The organism is Clostridium tagluense (assembly GCF_003865095.1).
Taxonomy (GTDB): domain Bacteria; phylum Bacillota; class Clostridia; order Clostridiales; family Clostridiaceae; genus Clostridium_AD; species Clostridium_AD tagluense.
Window position 1 is genome coordinate 66,496 of record NZ_BHYK01000007.1, and the last position, 21,568, is coordinate 88,063.

Consider the following 21,568-nt stretch of genomic DNA (forward strand, 5'->3'; position numbering starts at 1 on the left):
CTCAATGTATTATTATAACCAAATAAGTGTGAATTGCTTTGCATGCATATGTGTGCAAAGTAATTTTCCTTATATTGAATGATAAGAGGTGAATTTATTGTCTACAGATAATGTACTACTTAAAGTAGAAGGTGTTGGCAAAGAATATGACGGAAACAGGGTGCTTAAAGATATAAGTTTCACACTTGAAAAAGGAAAGATATTGGGACTTGTTGGAGAGAATGGAGCAGGCAAATCTACACTGATGAATATCTTATTTGGTATGAAGGTGATTTCTGAAACCGGTGGTTACGAAGGGTCTGTTTATTTAAATGGAGAAAAAATTAAATTTAAAAGTCCTGTGGATGCATTAAAAGCAGGAATAGGAATGGTACACCAAGAATTTTCATTAATTCCTGGGTTTACGGTAGGAGAAAATGTACTTCTTAACATGGAAAAGACCAAGAAAAGTTTGCTTTCAAAGGTCCTAGGTAAACGGGTAGAAACTATAGATTTACCAGAAATTCGAAAGAGTGCTCAAAAAGCAATAGATACATTAGGAATTCAGTTAGATACAGAAACTTTGGTATCAGAGATGCCAGTTGGACATAAGCAATTTATAGAAATAGCACGTGAAATTAACAGAAGTCAGGTTAAGCTTATTGTTTTAGATGAGCCAACTGCAGTACTTACAGAATCTGAGGCTGAGATTTTACTTAGATCAATGAGACTGCTGGCTGATATAGGTATTTCTATTGTATTTATATCCCACAGACTTCATGAAATAACATCTATTTGCGATACTATTGTTGTACTTCGTGATGGGTTAGTTGTGGTGGAAACACCATCAGAGAGTGTGGATGTAAGACAGATTGCTGAATGGATGGTGGGTAGGGATGTTGATGAAGAAGCCAAATATATAAGGCCCCTAGTAAAAATTGATGAAAAGGATATTATTTTTGAAGCTCGAAATCTCTGGGTGGATATGCCTGGTGAAACAATTAAAAATGTGTCATTAAAGGTACGCACGGGTGAAATCTTAGGTATTGGTGGTCTTGCTGGGCAAGGTAAGCTTGGAATTCCTAATGGAATTATGGGGCTTTTTGCCAGCGGTGGGGAGATTTTCTTTGAGGGTAAACCACTCAAGTTAAACAATACACTAAATGCACTACAAAGTGGCATAGTGTTTGTATCTGAGGATCGTAGAGGTGTTGGACTACTTTTAGATGAACCTATTGACTGGAATATTGCTTTTAATGCCATGCAAGTTCAAAATAAATTTCTTAAAAGTTATTTAGGGGGGGTGATTAAGTGGCGTGACGAGAAAGCTATGAAAGCATGTGCCCTGGAATATATAAAGTCACTAGAGATAAGGTGCACTAGTCAGCGTCAAAAGGCAAGAAATTTATCAGGGGGAAATCAACAAAAGGTTTGCCTTGCAAAGGCATTTGCTATGAATCCGAAGCTATTGTTTGTCTCTGAACCTACCCGTGGTATTGATGTTGGAGCAAAAAAATTGGTTTTACATGCATTAAGAAAATATAATGAAGAAAACAATACAACTATAGTTATAATATCATCAGAACTGGAAGAACTTAGATCTATTAGTGATAGGATAGCTATTGTTTGTGAAGGGAAAATATTTGGTATTCTGCCACCAGATGCAGAAGTAGTTGATTTTGGGTTATTAATGGCCGGAGAATTTAAGATAAACGAAGAGGGTGAAAAAATATGGCTCAGATAAAAAAATTCGTCAAAAATTTTGGATGGGCTCGCATCATCATTGCCATTTTCCTGCTAATATTAATTATTGTGGCTCCTATTTTCGGGGTAAGGATTGATACATCTTTAAATGATGTTATTGTACGGTTTGGTATGAGTGGTATTATGGTACTTTCTATGGTGCCTATGATTCAATCAGGATGCGGGCTGAACTTTGGTGTTCCAGTAGGCCTTATATCAGGAATGATGGGAGCTGTGGTGAGCCTAGAGTTTAATCTTACAGGTATGGCAGGGATTGGAGTAGCCTTTTTAGTTGGCCTTGCTATGGCCGCAGTTTTGGGTTTTCTTTATGGACTACTACTTAACCGTGTTAAAGGAGATGAAATGATTATAGCCACATATGTGGGTTTCTCATTCGTTTTTTTAATGAACATATTGTGGCTCAAACTTCCCTTTAAAAATCCAGCAAGTGTTATGGGTTTTAAAGGAGAGGGGCTCAGAACCACAATTAGTGTTGAAGACTACTGGATACATGTACTTAGTGATTTCTTCAAAATCCCTGTTTCAAAATATCTAATTATACCTATAGGAATGCTTTTATTTTTTAGTCTTATGTGTTTGATAGTTTGGGGCTTTTTTAAAACAAAGCTTGGAACTGCTATAACAGCAGTGGGCTCTAATCCAGATTATGCAAGGGCTTCAGGAATTAATATTAATAAAATGAGACTAGTATCAGTAATGCTGTCAACAATGATAGCAGCAGTTGGTATGATTGCTTTTGAGCAAGGCTTTGGTTTTATTCAAATGTACAATGGACCCACAGCGTTTGTCTTTCCATCGGTGGCAGCTGTTCTCCTTGGAGGTGCCTGCGTTAACAAAGCAACCATCACCAATGTAGTTATTGGAACATTTTTGTTTCAAGGTATTTTGACAATGACGCCGTCAGTCATAAACAGTGCGATCAATATTGACGTATCTGAAATCATCCGAATAATAGTTTCTAACGGATTGATTGTATATGCACTGACTCGGAAAGGGAGGTAGGTCATGAAATTTGATAAGAAAAAAATAGGTCCATTACTTACGGGTAGTGTTGTGCCATTAATGTTTTTAATCATCAGCATAATAGCAATACCGCTTTCGGGGTATTCTGGAGGTTTTTTGGTGGATCAGATTATAACCAGGCTGGCAAGAAACTCTTTCCTAGTATTAGCACTGCTGCTTCCCATTATGGCGGGAATGGGTATCAACTTTGGGATGGTTTTAGGTGCTATGGCAGGTCAAATTGGATTGATATTTATTACTGACTGGGGTATTACAGGAGCTCCAGGGCTACTCCTTGCGGCACTTGTTGCAGCGCCTATAGCAATAGGCCTTGGATATTTTTGTGGTGTGGTACTAAATAGGGCTAAAGGCCGTGAAATGGTTACTGGCATGATTCTAGGTTTTTTTATTCTTGGTGTTTATCAATTCTTTCTTTTATACATGTGCGGAAATGTAATTCCGTTTAAGACTAGTTCACTGCTGCTTTCTAAAGGGTATGGTGTACGTAATGCCTTGAACTTGGGTGTAGCTAAAGGATTTGATAAACTAATTTTAATAAATATAAATGGTATAAATATTCCGGTTGGAACCTTTTTGATTATAGGTTTGATTTGTGTCTTCACTGTTTGGTTTAGAAAAACAAAACTGGGTCAGGATATGAGAGCTGTAGGACTTGACATGAGTGTATCTGATACTGCAGGAATTGCTGTTGATAAGACACGTATTCAGTCCATCATAATTTCAACAGTCCTTGCTTGCTTTGGACAAATAATTTATCTGCAGAATATAGGAACTATGAATACCTATAATGGAGCAGATCAAGCAGGCCTTTTTGCAGCTGCATCACTTTTAGTTGGTGGTGCAACGGTTACTAGAGCTTCTATCCCAAATGCCATTATTGGTACTGCACTGTTTCATTTGATGTTTATAGTTATGCCTATGGCAGGCAAAAATATTACTGGGTCGGCTATGATTGGTGAATACTTGCGTATGTTTATATCCTACGGGGTTATTACCATAGCGCTAGTTCTACATGCTTGGAAACGACAAAAGGATAAAGATATGGAGCGGCACAGTTTTCAGTTAGATATGGAAAAACAGGCTAGTAAATGATAAATGTGTTAGAAATATATTAGTAATGCAAATATAAAGATTTAGGGATAATTTATCTCAACCTTTGGAAGCATAAGGCATGTTCTAAAAAAAATTATACTAAAATGAATAGTTAGTTGTAAACGCAGGGTGATTTAAAAGGCACAATGCGTTTTTGCTTATGCAATTTAATAATATATAGTATAATAGAAACTATGGAAGAGCTTGTATGATGAAATCGTAAGTAAAGCCAAAAATACTGTTAGGTGGTAATATAATGAATGACATAGGCGGTATAGAAAGATTAAGAAATATATATTCAGAACTTAAAGGTGCGGAAAAAAGAGTTGGGGAATACATACTTAAAAATCCAAAGGATATTATCCACTCATCTATTACAGAACTTGCTGATAACTGTAAATGTGGTGAAGCCACGGTGTTTAGACTTAGTAAAAAACTAGGGTTTAAAGGATATCAAGATTTAAAGATAAGCATAGCTAGTGAAATTGTAAAGCCTCTTGTAAATATTCATGAAGAAATAAAAGAGAATGATGATACCTTGGTTATAATGCAAAAGATATTTAATTCTACAATAAGTTCTCTTAATGAGACTTTAAGAATAAACGACAGTGGGGAGTTAGATAAGGCTATAGGCTATATTCATAGTGCGAAAAGAACAGCTTTTTTCGGTATGGGTGGATCGGCCGCAATAGCCCTTGATGCATATCACAAGTTTATGAGAACAGGAAAGTACTGCATATTTCATGAAGACTCTCATTTTCAAGCTATGATAAGTTCAATGTATGACGAAAATGATTGCATTCTAGCTATTTCAAATACTGGAAGTAATAAGGAATTAGTAGAGAGCCTGCGAATTGCCAAGGAAAAAGGAGTGAAAATAATATCAGTAACTTCAAATTTTAAGTCTCCTATATCAAAGGTATCAGATGTGGTTCTACTATCTTATGGTAAAGAAAATCTATCAAAAAGTGAGGCAATGGATGCAAGAATCAGTGCATTATCACTTATAGACTGTTTGTTTGTAGGTACTTGTTTAAAGGATAAAGAGAATTATTATAAGGCTTTAGGGCAAATAAGGGAAGCTATAGCAAATAAGAGATATTAAAATAATTTTCATACACTCAATAAGAGTGTATTTTTTTACGCAAAAATGAAAACTATTTTCAAAAAAACCTTGATTAAACCTTTACACTATAATATAATAATAAAAAAGATAATAATTTTCATAAAATAGCAATTATACTAATATTAAAGAATAAAAAGAAAATTTATTTCAAATAGGAGGATATCATGGAATATTTAATTGGACTAGATATTGGAACAAGTAGTACTAAAGCAATTGCCTTTGATTTATTGGGAAATGTAATTTCAAAGTGTAATATAGGATATCCTATATTAAATCCTAAATCTTCTTGGAGTGAGCAAGATCCAGGCGAGATGTTTGAGGCAGTTATTAATTCTATAAAAAGTGTAGCAAGTGAAAATACTAAAAAAGGAAATAAGCTTCTTGGTGTGAGTTTCAGTTCTGCTATGCACGGTATAATGGCTGTAAATGAAAATGGAGATAAATTAACTGATTGTATTATTTGGGCAGATACTAGAAGTGTGGAATATTCAGAAAGAATAAAAAATAGCAAAATAGGTCATGAAATTTATATGAGAACAGGCACACCGATACATCCAATGTCCCCACTATGCAAGCTTGCATGGATGAAGGATAATATGGAGTTAATATTTAAAAAAACATATAAATTTATTTCAATTAAAGAATATGTTTTCTTTAAACTGTTCCGTAAGTATGTTGTGGATTATTCAATTGCATCTGCTACAGGCCTGTTTGATATTTATGATTTTCAATGGAATAAAAATTCATTACAAGTTGCAGGAATAAGTGAGGACAAACTATCTACACCAGTATCCCCAACCCAGGTTTTTAAAGGCTTGGATAAAAAATATGCAGATTTAATGGGAATTGACATAGAAACTCCCTTTATAATTGGGGGAAGTGATGGTTGCCTTGCAAACCTTGGGGCAAATGCTATAAAACCTGGAGATGCTGCAGTTACAATTGGAACTAGTGGAGCTATAAGAATAATAGCAGATAAACCCAAAAATGATGAGAGTGAAAGAATTTTTAGTTATATTCTTACAGAAAATCGTTTTGTTCTTGGAGGACCTGTTAATAATGGAGGAATAATTTTTAGATGGTTCAGGGATAATTTTTCGCAGTTAGAAGTTACGCGAGCTGAGACTTTAGGTATTGATACTTATGAATTATTGACAAAAGAAGCCTCAAAGGTACCCGCAAGATCAAATGGTTTGATATTCTTGCCATATCTACTGGGGGAGCGAGCTCCACATTGGGATGCAAATTCCAAAGGCGTTTTCTTTGGAATAAATATTACTCATAAGAGGGAACATTTTCTAAGAGCGCTGTTAGAGGGAGTGATATTTGGTGTTTATAGTGTGGGAAAAGCTTTAGAGGAGACAACTGGTAATATTGATACAATCTATGCTACTGGAGGTTTTGTTAGATCTGAGCTTTGGGTTCAAATGCTAGCCGATGTATTTAATAAAAAGGTAGTAATAGCAGAAAGCTACGAAAGTTCATGTTTAGGAGCGGTAGTGCTGGGTATGAAAGCAATAGGGCTTATAGATAACATTGAACAAGTAGAAAAATTAGTTCCTATTTCTAAAACCTTTAAGCCAGATATAAAAAACCATGAAGTTTATATGAAAACTTTCGAAATTTACGAAAGATTGTACATAAAATTAAAGGATGAGTTTGTAAGCATTAGTTTATTACAAAAATAAAGGGGTGATTATATTATGCCATTATTAATTGTTGCTTTAGGAGTTGTGTTATTATTAGTTCTTATGATAGCTTTTAAATTAAATGGTTTCTTATCATTAATTCTCGTGGCACTAACAGTGGGTATTTTGGAAGGTATGCCACTTCCTACCGTTGTAACTTCTATTACAAAAGGCGTTGGTGGTACATTAGGTACACTTGCATTGGTACTTGGATTTGGCGCTATGCTTGGTAAGCTCATGGCAGATAGTGGTGGGGCACAAAGAATAGCTCTTACGTTAATTGATAAGTTTGGAAAAAAGAGAATACAATTGGCAGTGGTAATAACAGGTTTTATAGTCGGTATGGCACTATTTTATGAAATAGGTTTTGTACTTTTAATACCACTAGTGTTTACAATAGCAGCAGCTGCTGATATTCCGCTTTTATATATAGGGGTTCCAATGGCAGCAGCACTTTCCGCCACTCATGGATTCTTACCACCACATCCAGGTCCTACAGCTATAGCTGCTATTTATAAAGCAGATTTAGGTAGGACGTTACTTTATGGTATTGTAGTTGCAATACCTGCAGTAATTCTTGCGGGTCCTGTACTTACAAAGTTCCTAAAGCATATGGAGCATGATATACCAAAAGACTTATTTAATCCTAAGATATTTACAGATAAAGAAATGCCTGGTTTTGGAATAAGTGTGTTTACGGCTTTAGTGCCAGTAATACTTATGGCAGTAAGGGCTATTGCGACTATTGTATTGCCAAAAACTTCTCCCATATTAAATTATACTACTTTCTTAGGAGATCCAGTAATAGCATTACTTTTAGCTGTACTTTTAGCTATATTCACTTTTGGACTAAACAAGGGCAAAAAAATGCCTGAAGTTATGAAAACTGTAACTGAATCTATAGCAGCAATAGCTATGATACTATTAATAATAGGTGGAGGTGGAGCCTTCAAACAGGTTTTAGTAGATAGTGGAGTTGCAGATTATGTTGCACTAATTATGAGCGGATCAAGCATATCACCATTACTACTTGCATGGCTAATTGCTGCAATACTCAGAATAGCATTAGGATCTGCAACAGTGGCGGGACTTACAGCAGCAGGTATTGTAGGACCATTAATTGTAGCAACTGGTGCTAGCCCAGAACTTATGGTACTCGCAACAGGTGCAGGAAGCTTAATATTCTCACATGTTAATGATCCTGGTTTTTGGATGTTTAAAGAATATTTCAATCTATCAATACCAGAAACATTAAAATCCTGGACGGTACTCGAAACTATAATTTCTGTGGTTGGATTAGTTATGGTTCTATTATTAAATATGATTATACATTAAAATTTTACACAGGTGAAGCTTTGCCTGTCCTGTCTAAATTAAAAAAAAGGGGGAGTTTATATTATGGATAAACAACAATTTGGAGTTATAGGCATTGGTGTAATGGGTAAAAATCTTGCTTTAAACGTTGAAAGCAGAGGAATGTCTGTTTCAGTATATGATCGAGATGCAACTACAACAGATGAATTATTGATAGAGGCTAAAGAAAAAAATATTGTGGGAACATATTCTATAAAAGAATTCGTAAATTCTCTCCAAATTCCAAGAAAAATATTGATTATGATAAAAGCCGGCAAACCTATTGATGATGCTATAGAAGAACTAATACCATATATATCTAAGGGTGACATATTAATTGATGGCGGAAATTCCTTTTTTATGGATACAATACGTAGAAGCAAAAAACTTGAAGAATTAGGTTTTAAATTCATAGGAACAGGCGTTTCTGGGGGAGAAGAGGGAGCTTTAAAAGGACCAGCAATTATGCCTGGAGGTCAAATTGATGCTTGTAAAATAGTTGAACCAATTTTTACAGCTATAGCTGCAAAAGTAGATGGGCAGTCATGCTGCAGCTATATTGGTGAAAATGGAGCAGGACATTATGTGAAAATGGTTCACAATGGTATTGAGTATGCAGATATGCAACTTATTTGTGAAGCCTATGCACTTTTAAAAGGGGTTGCAGGGCTTTCGAATGAACAGCTTCATGATGTTTTTAAAGAGTGGAATAAAGGTGAACTTGATAGTTACCTAATAGAAATAACTAGTGAAATATTTGCGAAAAAGGATGATGAGACTGGGAAGCATATGGTTGATATTATTTTAGATAGCGCAGGCCAAAAGGGTACAGGTAAATGGACGAGTCAAAGCGCTCTAGATTTAGGTGTACCAATACCTACAATAACAGAGGCTGTTTTTGCACGTTGCATATCTGCATTAAAGGATGAACGCTTGATGGCAAGTAGCATATTAAAAGGACCAGATACATTATTTGAAGGAAATATAAATGAGTTTATAGAAGCTGTAAGAAGGGCTCTTTATGCAAGTAAAATATGTTCCTATGCCCAGGGATTTGCACTTATGAAAGCTGCAGCAGTGGAGTATAATTGGGACCTTAAATATGAAGAAATTGCCAAAATATTCAGAGGTGGGTGTATTATTCGCGCTCAATTCCTTAATAGGATTAGCATTGCTTATGAAAATGATGCTAATATTAAAAATCTAATGCTAGATTCATATTTTAAGGACATTCTTAATAATTATCAAAAGGACTTACGATATGTAATATCTACAGCTGTAAATTTAGGTGTGCCAATTCCCGGAATATCTAGTGCACTAATGTATTATGACAGCTATAGAAGTGCAAATCTCCCAGCAAACTTACTACAGGCACAAAGAGATTATTTTGGAGCTCATACCTTTGAAAGAAGGGATAAAGAAGGAATATTTCATCATGAATGGTAAAGTGATACTAAATTAAATGTAAAAACCTGCAGTTTATATTTTAGACTGCAGGTTTGTTTTATAATGTTTATCAAGAAATAATAAATATTTACACTTATTTAAGTGTTTTAAGTGTATAATTAAGAAAATAAAAATATTATGTATGTGAAAATTAAATGGTATTACGGTAAGGAGGATTTAAATTATGGATAAACAGCAAATTGGAGTTATAGGCTTAGGTGTCATGGGTAAAAATCTAGCTTTAAATATTGAAAGTAGAGGATTTTCTGTTTCCGTCTATAATAGAAATAGAATTAAGACAGATGCGTTATTGATAGCGGAAAAACAAAAGAATATTTTGGGAACATATTCTATAGAAGAGTTTGTAAATTCTCTAGAGACGCCAAGAAAAATATTGATTATGATAAAAGCAGGAAAACCCGTTGATGACGCTATAGAAAAGATAATACCTTATATTTCCAAGGGTGATATATTAATTGATGGCGGAAATTCCTTTTTTATGGATACAATACGTAGAAACAAGCAGCTTGAAGCTTTGGGCTTTAATTTCATAGGTGCAGGAGTTTCAGGAGGAGAAGAGGGAGCTTTAAAAGGACCATCAATTATGCCGGGAGGTCAAATTGATGCTTATAAAATGGTAGAACCAATTTTTACGGCTATAGCTGCAAAAGTAGATGGGCAGCCTTGTTGCACTTATATTGGAGCAAACGGAGCAGGACATTATGTGAAGATGGTACATAATGGAATTGAATATGCAGACATGCAGCTTATTTGCGAAGCTTATGCACTTTTAAAAGGAGTTATAGGTCTATCGAATGAGCAGCTTCATGATATTTTTATGGAGTGGAACAGTGGTGAGCTTGATAGTTATCTAATGGAAATAACTAGTGAAATATTTGCGCAGAAAGATAATGAGACTGGAGGGTACATGGTTGATATTATTTTAGACAGTGCAGGCCAAAAGGGAACAGGAAAATGGACTAGTCAAAGTGCTTTGGATCTGGCAGTACCAATCCCTACTATAACAGAGGCTGTTTTTTCGCGTTGCATATCTGCATTAAAAGATGAACGAACTTTGGCGAGTAACATATTAAAAGGGCCAGATACAGTATTTGAGGGGGATATAAATGAATTTATAGAATCCGTAAGAAGGGCCCTTTATGCTAGTAAAATATGTTCTTATGCCCAGGGATTTGCACTTATGAAGGCTGCAGCAGTAGAGTATAATTGGGAACTTGAATATGGGAAAATTGCTAAAATATTTAGAGGTGGGTGTATTATTCGCGCTCAATTCCTTAACAAGATAAATGATGCTTATGAAAATGATGCTAATATTAAAAATTTAATGTTAGATTCATATTTTGTGGATATCCTTAATAGTTATGGAAAGGACTTACGATATGTAGTATCCACAGCTGTAAATTTAGGAATACCAGTTCCGGGAATTTCCAGTGCGTTAATGTATTATGATAGTTATAGGAGTGCAAATCTCCCAGCAAACTTACTACAGGCACAGAGAGATTATTTTGGTGCTCATACATTTGAAAGAACTGATAAAGAAGGAATATTCCATCATGAATGGGTAACCGATAATAAATAAAAAGAATAAATTGAAAAGCCCTGCAATTTAGAAAAATTGCAGGGCTTTCATACTATTTTAACTTTAGAGCAATCCCTGGAGTTAACCATTTATTTCAGTTTGAAATTGCTTTTTATCATTATATAAAGACTTATAACCTAAGTTTAGTGATAAGAAAACAGTAATACAAACTGTATTAACAATATATTCTTTTATCAAAATATTTTTATTGACACATTATTACAATATGCTACAATTGTACCTATATAGGGCATAAGGACTAGAAAAATATTTTTATAAGTTAATCACTTTAGTCTAAGACACATTAAACCTAAATATATAAGGAGTGGAGTTATGAAGCTTACTTTTAGAAGCAAATTATTTTTATATTTTGTAACAATTATATTAGTTACATCTATTCCAATAGCTTTAATAACCCGCAACTATATTTACAATTTCCTAAAAGAAGATTTATCCTCAGATTCCAGAAAACAAATGGTACAAGTGGACAATACCTTTTCTAGTATGTTTAAACAAATAAAAGACAATAACAGATTTCTAGCATCATCTGTGGATGTAAGAAAAGTCGATGATTCAATACTTCCTTTACCTAACAGCCCAAAAGACAAATCATATAAAAAAGATTCCAAACAAATACCAGGGATAGAAAGTACTATTTATAATGATTTTGAAAACTATGGAACAACTCATCCAGATGTCTCCTATGTATACATGGGGACTAAATGGGGAGGCTATATTAAATGGCCAGATGGACCAACTGTTAATAATTATGACCCTAGGGTAAGACCTTGGTATAGGTCGGCTTTATCTAAGCCCGGAGAGGTAGTAATAACAGATCCATATACCACCGCTGACGGAACTAATTCATTAGTAATAAGTGCATCTTCAGCTATTAAGGATACATATGGAAATATTATAGGAGTAATGGGTATTGATATAAATTTAGACAAATTATTTAAGACAATAGATAGTGTTAAGGTTGGTGACACAGGATATACGTTTCTTTTTTCAAAAGATGGAACAATACTTGCTCATCCTAATAGCAAATTTAACTTTAAAAATATCCAGTTGCTAAATCAAAAGGGTTATAAAGATGCTAAAACTGGTGAATATTTAAAATATACCATTAAAGATTATAATAGGCTAATTATTGAAAATAACTCTGGTTTTGAAACCCTTATAGAGGGGAAACCAGTATTAGTTAATGTATATTCTTCGCCCTATACAGGATGGAAGATGGCCTCAGTTATACCAAAAAGCGAGCTTACTGCATGGATAACTAAAACTGAATATTTCATATTTTTAGTAACCTTAAGTGTATTCATATTAACTATATTTTTTACTTTTATTTTTACAAATCATATCACCAAACCAATTACAGAGTTAACTTCATTAATGCATGAAGCTGAAAAAGGGAATCTAGCAGTTAGAGCTATAAATATGCAAACTAAAGATGAATTTGGAGAATTGGGAATTGGATTTAATGTTATGATTAAAAAAATCAGTTCTAGTTATGAGGAGTTATTATCAGTATATGAAGAGTTATCAGCAACAGAAGAAGAAATTCGTGAACAGTATTCGGTGCTTCAATACAAGGAAGAGTCATTAAGAATTAGTGATGAAAGGTATCAACTTGCTATAGAAGGATGTAATGATTCAATTTGGGAATTCGATTTAAAATCTGGTGATTTTTTTGCTTCTGAAAAATTATTCGAAAGTACAGGGTATAGTTCAACTAATAATTTCAATATAAGTTCCTTTATTGATAAACTTGTTCATACTGAAGATCTACCTAGTGCGTTGCAGGATTTTGAAAATTATATTAATAATAAAACTTCAATTTATGAATCTGAATTTAGAATGAAAATTAATGATGGTACTTATATATGGGTATATAATAGAGGCAAGGCTCTAAGAGACTCAGATGGGAAAGTCATAAAGATTGCTGGGTCTATTACAGATATTACAGATAGAAAAAAATCGGAAGAAAAAATAAAATTTATGGCTTATTATGATGCTCTTACTAAACTTCCCAATAGAACGCTTTTCATGAAGAAGCTAAAGGATCAATTAAGAATGGCCAAACTTAAAAAATCACAAGGAGCTGTGTTTTTTATAGATTTAGATGATTTTAAAAATATAAACGACACTATGGGCCATAATTATGGGGATAAATTATTAACATACTTAGCAACACAATTGAACTCTATAATAAATGAAAATGATACACTATGCAGATTAGGTGGAGATGAATTTATACTAATTCATCCTTATTATGAAGAGGCTGAAGTAGAAGTTTATGCAAAAAGATTATTAGACCTATTTAATGATTTTTTTCAAATTGAAAACAAACAAATCTATATTACTGCAAGTGTAGGAATAGCAATATATCCAAAAGATGGAACTGACATGGATACTATTTTAAAAAAGGCTGATTCAGCCATGTACAAAGCAAAAGAATTGGGTAAGAATAGATTTGCTCGATTTGACGAAGAAATGTACTTGAAATTAGAAAGAAAGACCTGTATTGATAGAATATTAAGGAGCGCCATTGAAAATAATGAGTTAAGTATAAACTATCAACCACAGTATAATGCACAAAAAAATGAGATGTTTGGCTTTGAAGCACTACTCAGGCTAAATAGCGCAGAGCTGGGATTTATATCTCCTGCTGAATTTATTCCCATAGCTGAAGAAACAGGATATATAAGTAAGCTAGACAGATGGATACTTAAGGGCGCCTGTACACAAAGCGTAAAATGGCTTCAGGCAGGCTATAAGTTTAAGAGTATAAGTGTCAATGTTTCCTCAGTAGATATACATCAAATTGATTTTTTAGAAGAAGTTAAAAGTATTCTTCAAACTACAGGAATTAATCCCAATATCTTAGAACTTGAAATCACAGAAACTGTCCTTATGGAGTCCCTTGATTCTAATATAAAGATATTGGAAGAATTGATGAATATGGGTATTAGAATTGCACTAGATGATTTTGGCACGGGGTATTCTTCTCTTAACTATCTAATGAAGATTCCAATATCTACTTTAAAAATTGATAAATCCTTTATTGATAATATAACTTCAAATGAACAAAATAAATCGATTATTAATATTATAATTCAATTGGCTCATAGCATGGATTTAAAAGTTGTAGCCGAGGGGGTGGAAACCGAGGAGCAGCTCTCAATACTTAAAGAAAAACAATGTGACTATATACAAGGATATTACTTTAGCAGGCCACTGTCAGTGATAGATGCTGAAAAATTATTAGCTTCAAACTTAAAAGAATAGAAAATTTAAAAGATTCAGTTGAAGTGATGTAGATTTACTTCAACTGGATTTTTTATTTGCTTGTTAGAAAAGCACTGGTTAAAAAAAATTAATGTAATAATTGCTTAATAAAATTCACTATTAACCTTGTAAAAACGTTTTCATTTTAATTTTTTTGTGATATATTATTTATATGACTAAATCCCCTTAAATCTGATATTTTTTGTATTTGTCATCATTTACATTATATTGTTTTTAAGGGGCTTTTTCTAGATGATAATGCTGAAAAGTGTTGATTTATCAATGAGTTAAGTAGCGTTTTCATGTGAGAATTTTGTAAATATATTTATATAGGTTTCATTTATAGAAAGAAAACAAGTAAAATTTTGGATGTTTTTTAAAAATAAAGTGATTTTAATTGCATTATTTTATTTTAAAAGCTATAAATTTGCTGAGGAGATTGGGAGGAATTTGTATGAATCAAAAAACTTATTCAGAGTTTAAATATCCAATGCTTGAAATAAACTTGAAGCATGTATATGAAAATGTAAAATATATGGTTGATTTATGTAAGTCTCAGGGAATAAGCATTGCGGGAGTGATTAAGGGGTTTAATGCAATACCAGAGGTTGTGAAGCAGTTTGAACGTGCAGGATGTACTTATTTAGCAACTTCAAGAATGAACCAAATAATTAAACTAAAACAATGTGGTATAGAAAAACCTTTTATGATGATTAGAATTCCAATGTTTAGTGAAATAAAAGAATTGGTTCAGTTTGTGGCTATAAGTCTAAACTCTGAACTAGAAACATTGAATATGATTCAAAAGGAATGTGAAGTGCAAGACAAAAAACATAAGGTGATTTTAATGCTTGATCTTGGAGATTTAAGAGAAGGTGTATTTGATGAGGAAGAATTCATTAAATTAGCAGAATATGTGGAAAATCATCTTGAAAATGTTGAGTTATATGGAGTAGGGACTAATTTAGGGTGTTATGGGTCAATAAGGCCTACAGAAGAAAATTTAGGGAAGCTTTGTAGCGTTGCTGAAATAATTGAGAGCAAAATAAACAGGAGACTAGAGATGATTTCTGGAGGTGCTACAACTTCATTACCTTTAATATTAGATGGGCAAATGCCTAAAAGAATAAATAATTTAAGAATTGGTGAAGGAATGCTATTAGCAGAGGATTTAGAGAAGTTTTGGGGGTATGATATGAAACATATGCATAAGGATACTTTTACACTTAAAGCTCAGGTGGTTGAAATAAAACGTAAACCTACACATCCTATTGGAGAAATATTTATTGATGCTTTTGGAAATAAACCAACCTATGAGGATAATGGAATAAGAAAAAGAGCGTTACTTGCAGTGGGAAAGCAGGATTTTGTTTTGCATGATAAGCTAATTCCACTAAAACAAGGTGTTAAAATTATTGGAAGTAGTTCTGATCACTTAATTATAGATATTGAAGATTGCGATATTGAAACTAAATTAGGAGATATACTGGATTTTATAATGTACTACCCACCAATGATGTATTTAAGTGGATATGCAGACATACCAAAGGTTTTCATATAAGGCTAGTAAATAGAATAAATAAGGTATTAAGGTATAAATGAAAAAATATTGACAAATAATAGTACATATGATACATTTAATTAAATTTCTTTGAATTGCATTTAATTCTATAGTAAAAACTGAGCAGGCGATGAACCGTAAAAAGGTTCGTGGGGCTGGGCCTAAATGGCAACAGGATTAAAATTACACACCTGTGGGACAGTTTGTTGTTCTACGGGTTTTTTGTACCCATTTCTAGAACATCTCTGAAGATTGAAATGCCATGAGTTATTTTAAATATAAAATCATAAGGGGGAATTTATATTATAAACACTGTAGATTTAATAGGGTTTTTAGGATGGATAACAGCTATAAGTTTTGGTTTAGCAGTTTTGAATTTTTTTATCAAATATATTAATAAAAAATATATTAGTAAATTAGGAAAGGAAAAAAAGCAACTAGTTGATATGTATAGAAAAGTAATGAGGATAATTGTTAAAAATCATAAATTAGTAGGGACAATAGCTGTAGTATCTGTATTGACTCATTTTTTCATTGCTTTTTCATCTAATCGTATTAGTATAACCGGGATAATTGCAGCCTTAATTATGGCTACCATATTTTGTTTAGGATTTTATGGAACATATATAAATAAAAATTACAAAGGAATGTGGCTTAAAGTACATCGTGCATTAGCCTTTTCTTTGATAATCGCAATTGTCATTCATATTGTATAAGAATAAAAAAATATAACAAGTGTACCCTATAGATTTTCTTCGTTTTTCTAATCTATGGGGTATATTTGATTTTATTTTAGGACATCTTCTCATTTTTATTATTTTATAACCTTATGTGAAGTGTGTAATTGCTTTAATTAATGATATAATGATGGGAATTATACATGATTACAATAATTATAGAAATTAAGAAGGAATATTTACGATTTTGTAGAATTGTATAGAATAGTATGTTATTTTAAAGTAATGGTGTAATAAATTTTCTGTAAAATAGTTTAAAGACATTAAGGTGTAAAGGAGACAAAAATGGAAAAGGATAAAAAGATAGCAGTTTTGATTGATGCTGACAATGTATCTGATAAATATATAAAGTATATAATTGACGAAATTTCAAACCATGGAACACCTACATATAAAAGAATTTATGGGGATTGGACCAAACCTCAACTAGCATCTTGGAAGAATGTATTGCTTAATTATTCTATTAGCCCAATACAACAATATAGTTATACAACAGGGAAAAATTCAACAGATGCAGCCCTTATAATTGATGCCATGGATATACTTTATTCAAAAAATGTTGATGGGTTTTGTATTGTGTCTAGTGATAGTGATTTTACTAAACTCGCAGCGCGCCTTCGGGAAGCGGGTATGTATGTTATTGGCATGGGAGAAAAGAAAACTCCTACACCTTTCATCTCGGCTTGTGAGAAGTTTAAATATCTTGAGGTATTAGCTTCAATGTCGCCAAAAAACACTGAAACCACGACTATTAAAGGGGTACAAATACAAGAAGATTCAAAACTTGGTATGACAAGTACAGAAAAATTAATAGAGGCTATTAAAACTATTATAACTGAGATTTCAGATGAAGATGGTTGGGCATTTTTAGGGGAATTAGGTAGCACTCTTAATAAGAGGTATCCAGATTTTGATACAAGAAACTATGGTTATACAAAGCTTACACCTTTTGTAGCTTCTTTAAATCAGTTTGAGATTAGATCAACCAAAACTAGCAATCCAAGTATAAGTCTTAAATATATTAGAAATAAGGAATAAAATATAAAGAGGCGATACATCAAAAGAAATTTTGACGTATCGCCTCTTTATATTTATGGTAATTAGCGTTTGTGGCACTTACTTTTATCAGAACAGCTGCTACCACAACTGCATTTATTATTTTTGGTATCAGTATAAACTTTTTTAAAAGCAAGTATTATAATACACGCAAAAACCAAACCAACGATTATATTCACAAGCATTATACTTCAACTCCTAATTCAGCGCGTTTAGAATCCGATTTTCTAATGGTTATAACAAGGAAAATAGCAGTAATAGCGGCTATCCCTATAGCTGGTATAAAACCTGCTGCCGGTTTGCCATATACTATAAGTGACCCAACTTGGTTTACTAGCATGGCTAAAGTGTACCCAACACCAAACTGGAAAGCCAGAGCTCTAAATAACCATTTTTTTGAACCCATTTCTGAATTCATAGCTCCAATTGCTGCAAAGCAAGGTGGAGTGAATAGATTAAATATAAGATATGCAAAAGCTGTCACCGGTGTAAAAAATTGCGTCAATACTCCTCCAGGCAAATGTAATGCTTCCTCTGAAGTAACAGCCAGTAGTACTGCAAATGTAGCAACAATATTTTCTTTGGCAATAAAACCAGTTATTGCTGCAGCTGCCAGCTGCCATCCAATAAAGCCAAGGGGAATAAAAATTGGAGAAATTACTGACCCAATAGAAGCAAGGATACTTAAACTTTGATCTTCAGCGGGGCTAAGATTCCAGCTATATGCCTGTGCAAACCATACCAAGGTGTTACACACAAGTACAATTGTTCCAGCTTTATAAATAAAAGCTTTTGCTTTGTCCATCATTTGATTAAAGGCATATTTTAAACTAGGCAATTTATAATCTGGGAGTTCCATAATAAATTGAGATGTGTTGTCCCATACAAAAATTTTCTTGAGTAGAAGTCCGCCAAGTACAATCACCGTAATTGCAATAATATACATACTGGGTCCAACCCAAGAATTTTTAGGGAAAAATACGGCTACAAACAGTGCTATAATTGGCAGCTTAGCACCACAAGGTATAAAAGGAGTAAGAATTGTAGTCATTCTTCTTTCATTAATATCTTCTATTGTTCTTGTGGCCATAACACCAGGAATTGCACAACCAGAACCTACAATCATTGGTATAATAGATTTGCCGGATAGTCCGATTTTTTTGAAAAAACGATCCATTACTACGGCTACTCTAGCCATATACCCACAATCTTCAAGCAGTGATAAGCAAAAGAATAATACCATAACTAGAGGTAAAAATCCTACAACAGCTCCAACTCCACCAATGGCGCCATCTACAATAAGGGCTTGCAATAGGGAGTTAACTCCGAGGTCACCTAAAAAAGCATTTGCGGCATTTGGAACAATTTCTCCAAATAATACGTCATTAAAATAGCCTGATAGGTATCCACCCAGCCCTTCTATAGAAAATGCGAATACGGCCCACATGATAACAAAAAATATAGGTAAGCCTAACCATTTATGTGCTACAATTCTATCTACTTTATCAGATAAGGTGACCTTACTGGCGTCTCTTTTTTTAACCTGACATTTTAGGGCGAGTCCATCTACAAACTTTTGTCTTGCAATATCAGAATCTTTATTTGCAAAAACTGCTGCAATTTGAGGTTTTTTCTCCTGGCCAAGATTAATAGCTTCATTAATTAAGTTTAGTAAACCATTTTCTGATGTGGCAATGGTATCAATAACCTTACAATTTAAGGCCTTACTTAAAATGCTTTGGTCTATAGTATCGCCTCTTTTGGATAAAATATCACTTTTATTAAGAGCAATGACTACTGGAATTCCCAGTTCTAGAAGCTGAGTTGTAAAAAATAGACTTCGGCTAACGTTGGCGCCATCAACAATATTAATGATTACATCAGGAGCTTCTTCTAAGATGAAATCTCTAGTAATTGCTTCTTCACCAGTAAAGGGTGAAATGGAGTATGTACCTGGAAGGTCAACGATTCTTACATCAAGACCTTTAGGATTATACTTTTTTTTAAGATTTGCTTCTTTCTTTGCTACAGTAACACCAGACCAATTTCCTACATGTTCTGTTTTTCCAGTAATACCATTGTATAGTGTAGTCTTCCCTGAATTAGGATTACCCGCTAATGCTATTTTCATTGTAAATTCCCCCTTATTATATAAATTCATTTAATATTAATAATCATTATCAATAGCCTGGCAAAAATAATATGCTATAGTTTATAGCATATTAATGACATAATATTAAATAAAAAAATTAACAACTGTATTATGTACATAACATAATAGATTTTGCCATGTTTTCATCAAGTGCGTATCTACTATCTTTAATATTAACCACATAATTCCCTGCAAGTTTAGAAATAAGAGTAATCTCTTCTCCTTCAAAGCAACCTAAAGTAAAAAGAAATTTTTTCATTTTTTCTTTACCCTCAACTGCTTTAATATTAAAAGTTTGACCAATCTTTGCTTTTGATAATACCATAATATAATCACCTCACTGTGTTGTCTGAGTACTTATCCAACACTTACTGATAAAGAATATCATTTTCAAATGAAAATGTCAATAGATTGGGAATTTAAAATTGTAATTAAATAAAAATGAGTGAGTCCTATCTTGTCCTTTTCTTATATTCATTAGGAGAAACACCCTCATATTTCTTAAAAGTGGTAGAAAAATGGCTTTGGCTATTAAAACCACATTTAAAAGAAATTATGTCTAATGCATTAGAGGAGTTGTCTAAGAAATCTTTTGCTGTATTTATTCTACATATGTTTATATATTCACAAAATTTAAAACCGGTGTTTTCTTTAAAAAGACAACATAGATAATTGCTACTTATATGAATATGAGCAGCAACTTTTTCTAAGGTTATTTTTTTTTCGATATTTGAGTGTATATAAGTAAGCGCGTGTTTTACAATTTCATTTTCAGATATTGATTTATTATTGATGACATCCATGTAACTTTTAATAATTTCCTTTCCTAAAGTAATTAAATCATCCTTTGAATGACAGTTGTCTATTAATTTTAGGTTCTTACTGCATAAATCCTCTAAGGGTATTGAACTATTGATACAAAAATAAGTGTATATAAAGATGTTCATTGAATACAGCAGTTTTTTTAATTCATTTGGGTTAGTGGAAAAAGATAAAAGTACATTTGTCTTTTTTATGTATAGGGAATTGGCATTTTCTAAGTTGTCATTTCTAATATTTAAGGCTAGTTCAGTGTGATTTAGTAAATTTTTCATAGCATCTCCTTAATATTCTTAAAAAGTATAGTAATAATTTTAAAAAAAACATAACTTAAAAGTATTATAATGCAAATAAGAACAATAATCAATATCAATTGATATGAGGAGAGATAAAATGCAAGGATTAAATGAAATAGAAATTAAAAAAAAGGTTAAAGTAATGCAAATAGTAACAGGTAGTAAAGTAAGAAGAAGGATAATGGACATGGGCATAACAAATGGTGTAGAAATTATAGTGGAAGGCAAAGCACCTATGGGAGACCCTATAGAAATACAAGTTAGGGGATATAAATTAACTCTTAGAAAAAATGAGGCTAAAGATATTTTAGTGGAATTAGTATAAAAAAAGGGGGTTTTGAAGTGAATAGCATGTGTATTCCTTTAAATGCTATAGGTACTGGGAAAATTGCAGAAGTTGTGAATATTCATGGCGGAGAAATGATGTGCAAGAGACTTATGGAAATGGGAGTAAATAAAGGCGCATTAATTCAAGTTCTAAAAAATGATGCAGGCCAATTGATAATAGGCCTGGGACAAACCCGTTTTGTTTTAGGAAGAGGAATGGCTCAAAAGGTTTTAGTTATGGAAGTTTAAAAATAACAG

General features: G+C 32.9%; 18 protein-coding genes and 1 riboswitch. Of the genes, 14 read left to right on the top strand and 4 right to left on the bottom strand.

Annotated features, from left to right (window positions below; translation table 11 throughout):
• Positions 1-97: 97 nt before the first annotated feature.
• From Ctaglu_RS07950 to Ctaglu_RS08005, 12 genes are all read left to right on the top strand, one after another.
• A complete protein-coding gene (locus Ctaglu_RS07950; RefSeq protein WP_124999806.1) occupies positions 98-1,723 on the top strand; it encodes a sugar ABC transporter ATP-binding protein in 1,626 nt (541 codons plus the stop codon).
• On the top strand, positions 1,711-2,745 hold the full coding sequence (locus Ctaglu_RS07955) for an ABC transporter permease subunit (protein ID WP_124999808.1): 1,035 nt from the start codon (positions 1,711-1,713) through the stop codon (positions 2,743-2,745). The genes Ctaglu_RS07950 and Ctaglu_RS07955 overlap by 13 nt, the downstream gene beginning before the upstream one ends.
• Positions 2,746-2,748: 3 nt before the next feature.
• Positions 2,749-3,858 carry an ABC transporter permease subunit gene (locus Ctaglu_RS07960; protein ID WP_124999810.1) on the top strand — a complete coding sequence of 370 codons (1,110 nt, stop codon included), beginning with the start codon at positions 2,749-2,751 and terminating at the stop codon, positions 3,856-3,858.
• Between the two features lie 256 nt (positions 3,859-4,114).
• A complete protein-coding gene (locus Ctaglu_RS07965; RefSeq protein ID WP_124999812.1) occupies positions 4,115-4,963 on the top strand; it encodes a MurR/RpiR family transcriptional regulator in 849 nt (282 codons plus the stop codon).
• 185 nt (positions 4,964-5,148) lie between these two features.
• The gene (gntK, locus tag Ctaglu_RS07970) at positions 5,149-6,672 is read left to right on the top strand and encodes a gluconokinase (protein WP_124999814.1); all 1,524 of its coding nucleotides are present in this window, start codon (positions 5,149-5,151) and stop codon (positions 6,670-6,672) included.
• Positions 6,673-6,687: 15 nt separating this feature from the next.
• Positions 6,688-8,007, top strand: coding sequence for a gluconate:H+ symporter (locus Ctaglu_RS07975; RefSeq protein ID WP_124999816.1), 1,320 nt, complete (start codon positions 6,688-6,690; stop codon positions 8,005-8,007).
• Positions 8,008-8,070: 63 nt separating this feature from the next.
• Positions 8,071-9,471 carry an NADP-dependent phosphogluconate dehydrogenase gene (gene gnd, locus Ctaglu_RS07980; RefSeq protein ID WP_124999818.1) on the top strand — a complete coding sequence of 467 codons (1,401 nt, stop codon included), beginning with the start codon at positions 8,071-8,073 and terminating at the stop codon, positions 9,469-9,471.
• Positions 9,472-9,655: 184 nt separating this feature from the next.
• Positions 9,656-11,071: an NADP-dependent phosphogluconate dehydrogenase gene (gnd, locus tag Ctaglu_RS07985; RefSeq protein ID WP_124999820.1), complete on the top strand. Its 1,416-nt coding sequence runs from the start codon at positions 9,656-9,658 to the stop codon at positions 11,069-11,071.
• Positions 11,072-11,404: 333 nt separating this feature from the next.
• Positions 11,405-14,362 (top strand): EAL domain-containing protein, encoded by a 2,958-nt coding sequence (locus Ctaglu_RS07990; RefSeq protein ID WP_124999822.1) that lies wholly within the window; start codon positions 11,405-11,407, stop codon positions 14,360-14,362.
• A 454-nt stretch (positions 14,363-14,816) separates the two neighbouring features.
• On the top strand, positions 14,817-15,923 hold the full coding sequence (locus tag Ctaglu_RS07995) for an alanine/ornithine racemase family PLP-dependent enzyme (RefSeq protein ID WP_124999824.1): 1,107 nt from the start codon (positions 14,817-14,819) through the stop codon (positions 15,921-15,923).
• A 109-nt stretch (positions 15,924-16,032) separates the two neighbouring features.
• Positions 16,033-16,127, top strand: a riboswitch (NiCo riboswitch).
• A 167-nt stretch (positions 16,128-16,294) separates the two neighbouring features.
• Entirely contained in the window at positions 16,295-16,639 is a 345-nt protein-coding gene (locus Ctaglu_RS08000; protein ID WP_233439719.1) for a hypothetical protein, read from the top strand.
• A 306-nt stretch (positions 16,640-16,945) separates the two neighbouring features.
• Complete coding sequence (locus Ctaglu_RS08005; RefSeq protein WP_124999828.1) at positions 16,946-17,698, top strand: NYN domain-containing protein; 753 nt, start codon at positions 16,946-16,948, stop codon at positions 17,696-17,698.
• Between the two features lie 62 nt (positions 17,699-17,760).
• On the opposite strand, the gene Ctaglu_RS26465 is transcribed toward Ctaglu_RS08005, so the two are convergent.
• The 4 genes from Ctaglu_RS26465 to Ctaglu_RS08025 form a co-directional block, all read right to left on the bottom strand.
• Positions 17,761-17,901, bottom strand: coding sequence for a FeoB-associated Cys-rich membrane protein (locus Ctaglu_RS26465; protein ID WP_124999830.1), 141 nt, complete (start codon positions 17,899-17,901; stop codon positions 17,761-17,763).
• A complete protein-coding gene (feoB, locus tag Ctaglu_RS08015; RefSeq protein ID WP_124999832.1) occupies positions 17,901-19,847 on the bottom strand; it encodes a ferrous iron transport protein B in 1,947 nt (648 codons plus the stop codon). The genes Ctaglu_RS26465 and feoB overlap by 1 nt, the downstream gene beginning before the upstream one ends.
• Positions 19,848-19,977: 130 nt before the next feature.
• On the bottom strand, positions 19,978-20,193 hold the full coding sequence (locus Ctaglu_RS08020) for a FeoA family protein (RefSeq protein WP_124999834.1): 216 nt from the start codon (positions 20,191-20,193) through the stop codon (positions 19,978-19,980).
• A 127-nt stretch (positions 20,194-20,320) separates the two neighbouring features.
• Positions 20,321-20,962, bottom strand: a complete 642-nt coding sequence (locus Ctaglu_RS08025; protein WP_124999836.1) for a helix-turn-helix transcriptional regulator — start codon at positions 20,960-20,962, stop codon at positions 20,321-20,323.
• Positions 20,963-21,080: 118 nt separating this feature from the next.
• Here Ctaglu_RS08025 and Ctaglu_RS08030 point away from each other — a divergent pair, with 118 nt between their 5' ends.
• The gene (locus Ctaglu_RS08030; protein WP_124999838.1) at positions 21,081-21,308 is read left to right on the top strand and encodes a FeoA family protein; all 228 of its coding nucleotides are present in this window, start codon (positions 21,081-21,083) and stop codon (positions 21,306-21,308) included.
• 26 nt (positions 21,309-21,334) lie between these two features.
• The gene (locus tag Ctaglu_RS08035) at positions 21,335-21,559 is read left to right on the top strand and encodes a FeoA family protein (protein ID WP_125000053.1); all 225 of its coding nucleotides are present in this window, start codon (positions 21,335-21,337) and stop codon (positions 21,557-21,559) included.
• Positions 21,560-21,568 lie beyond the last annotated feature (9 nt).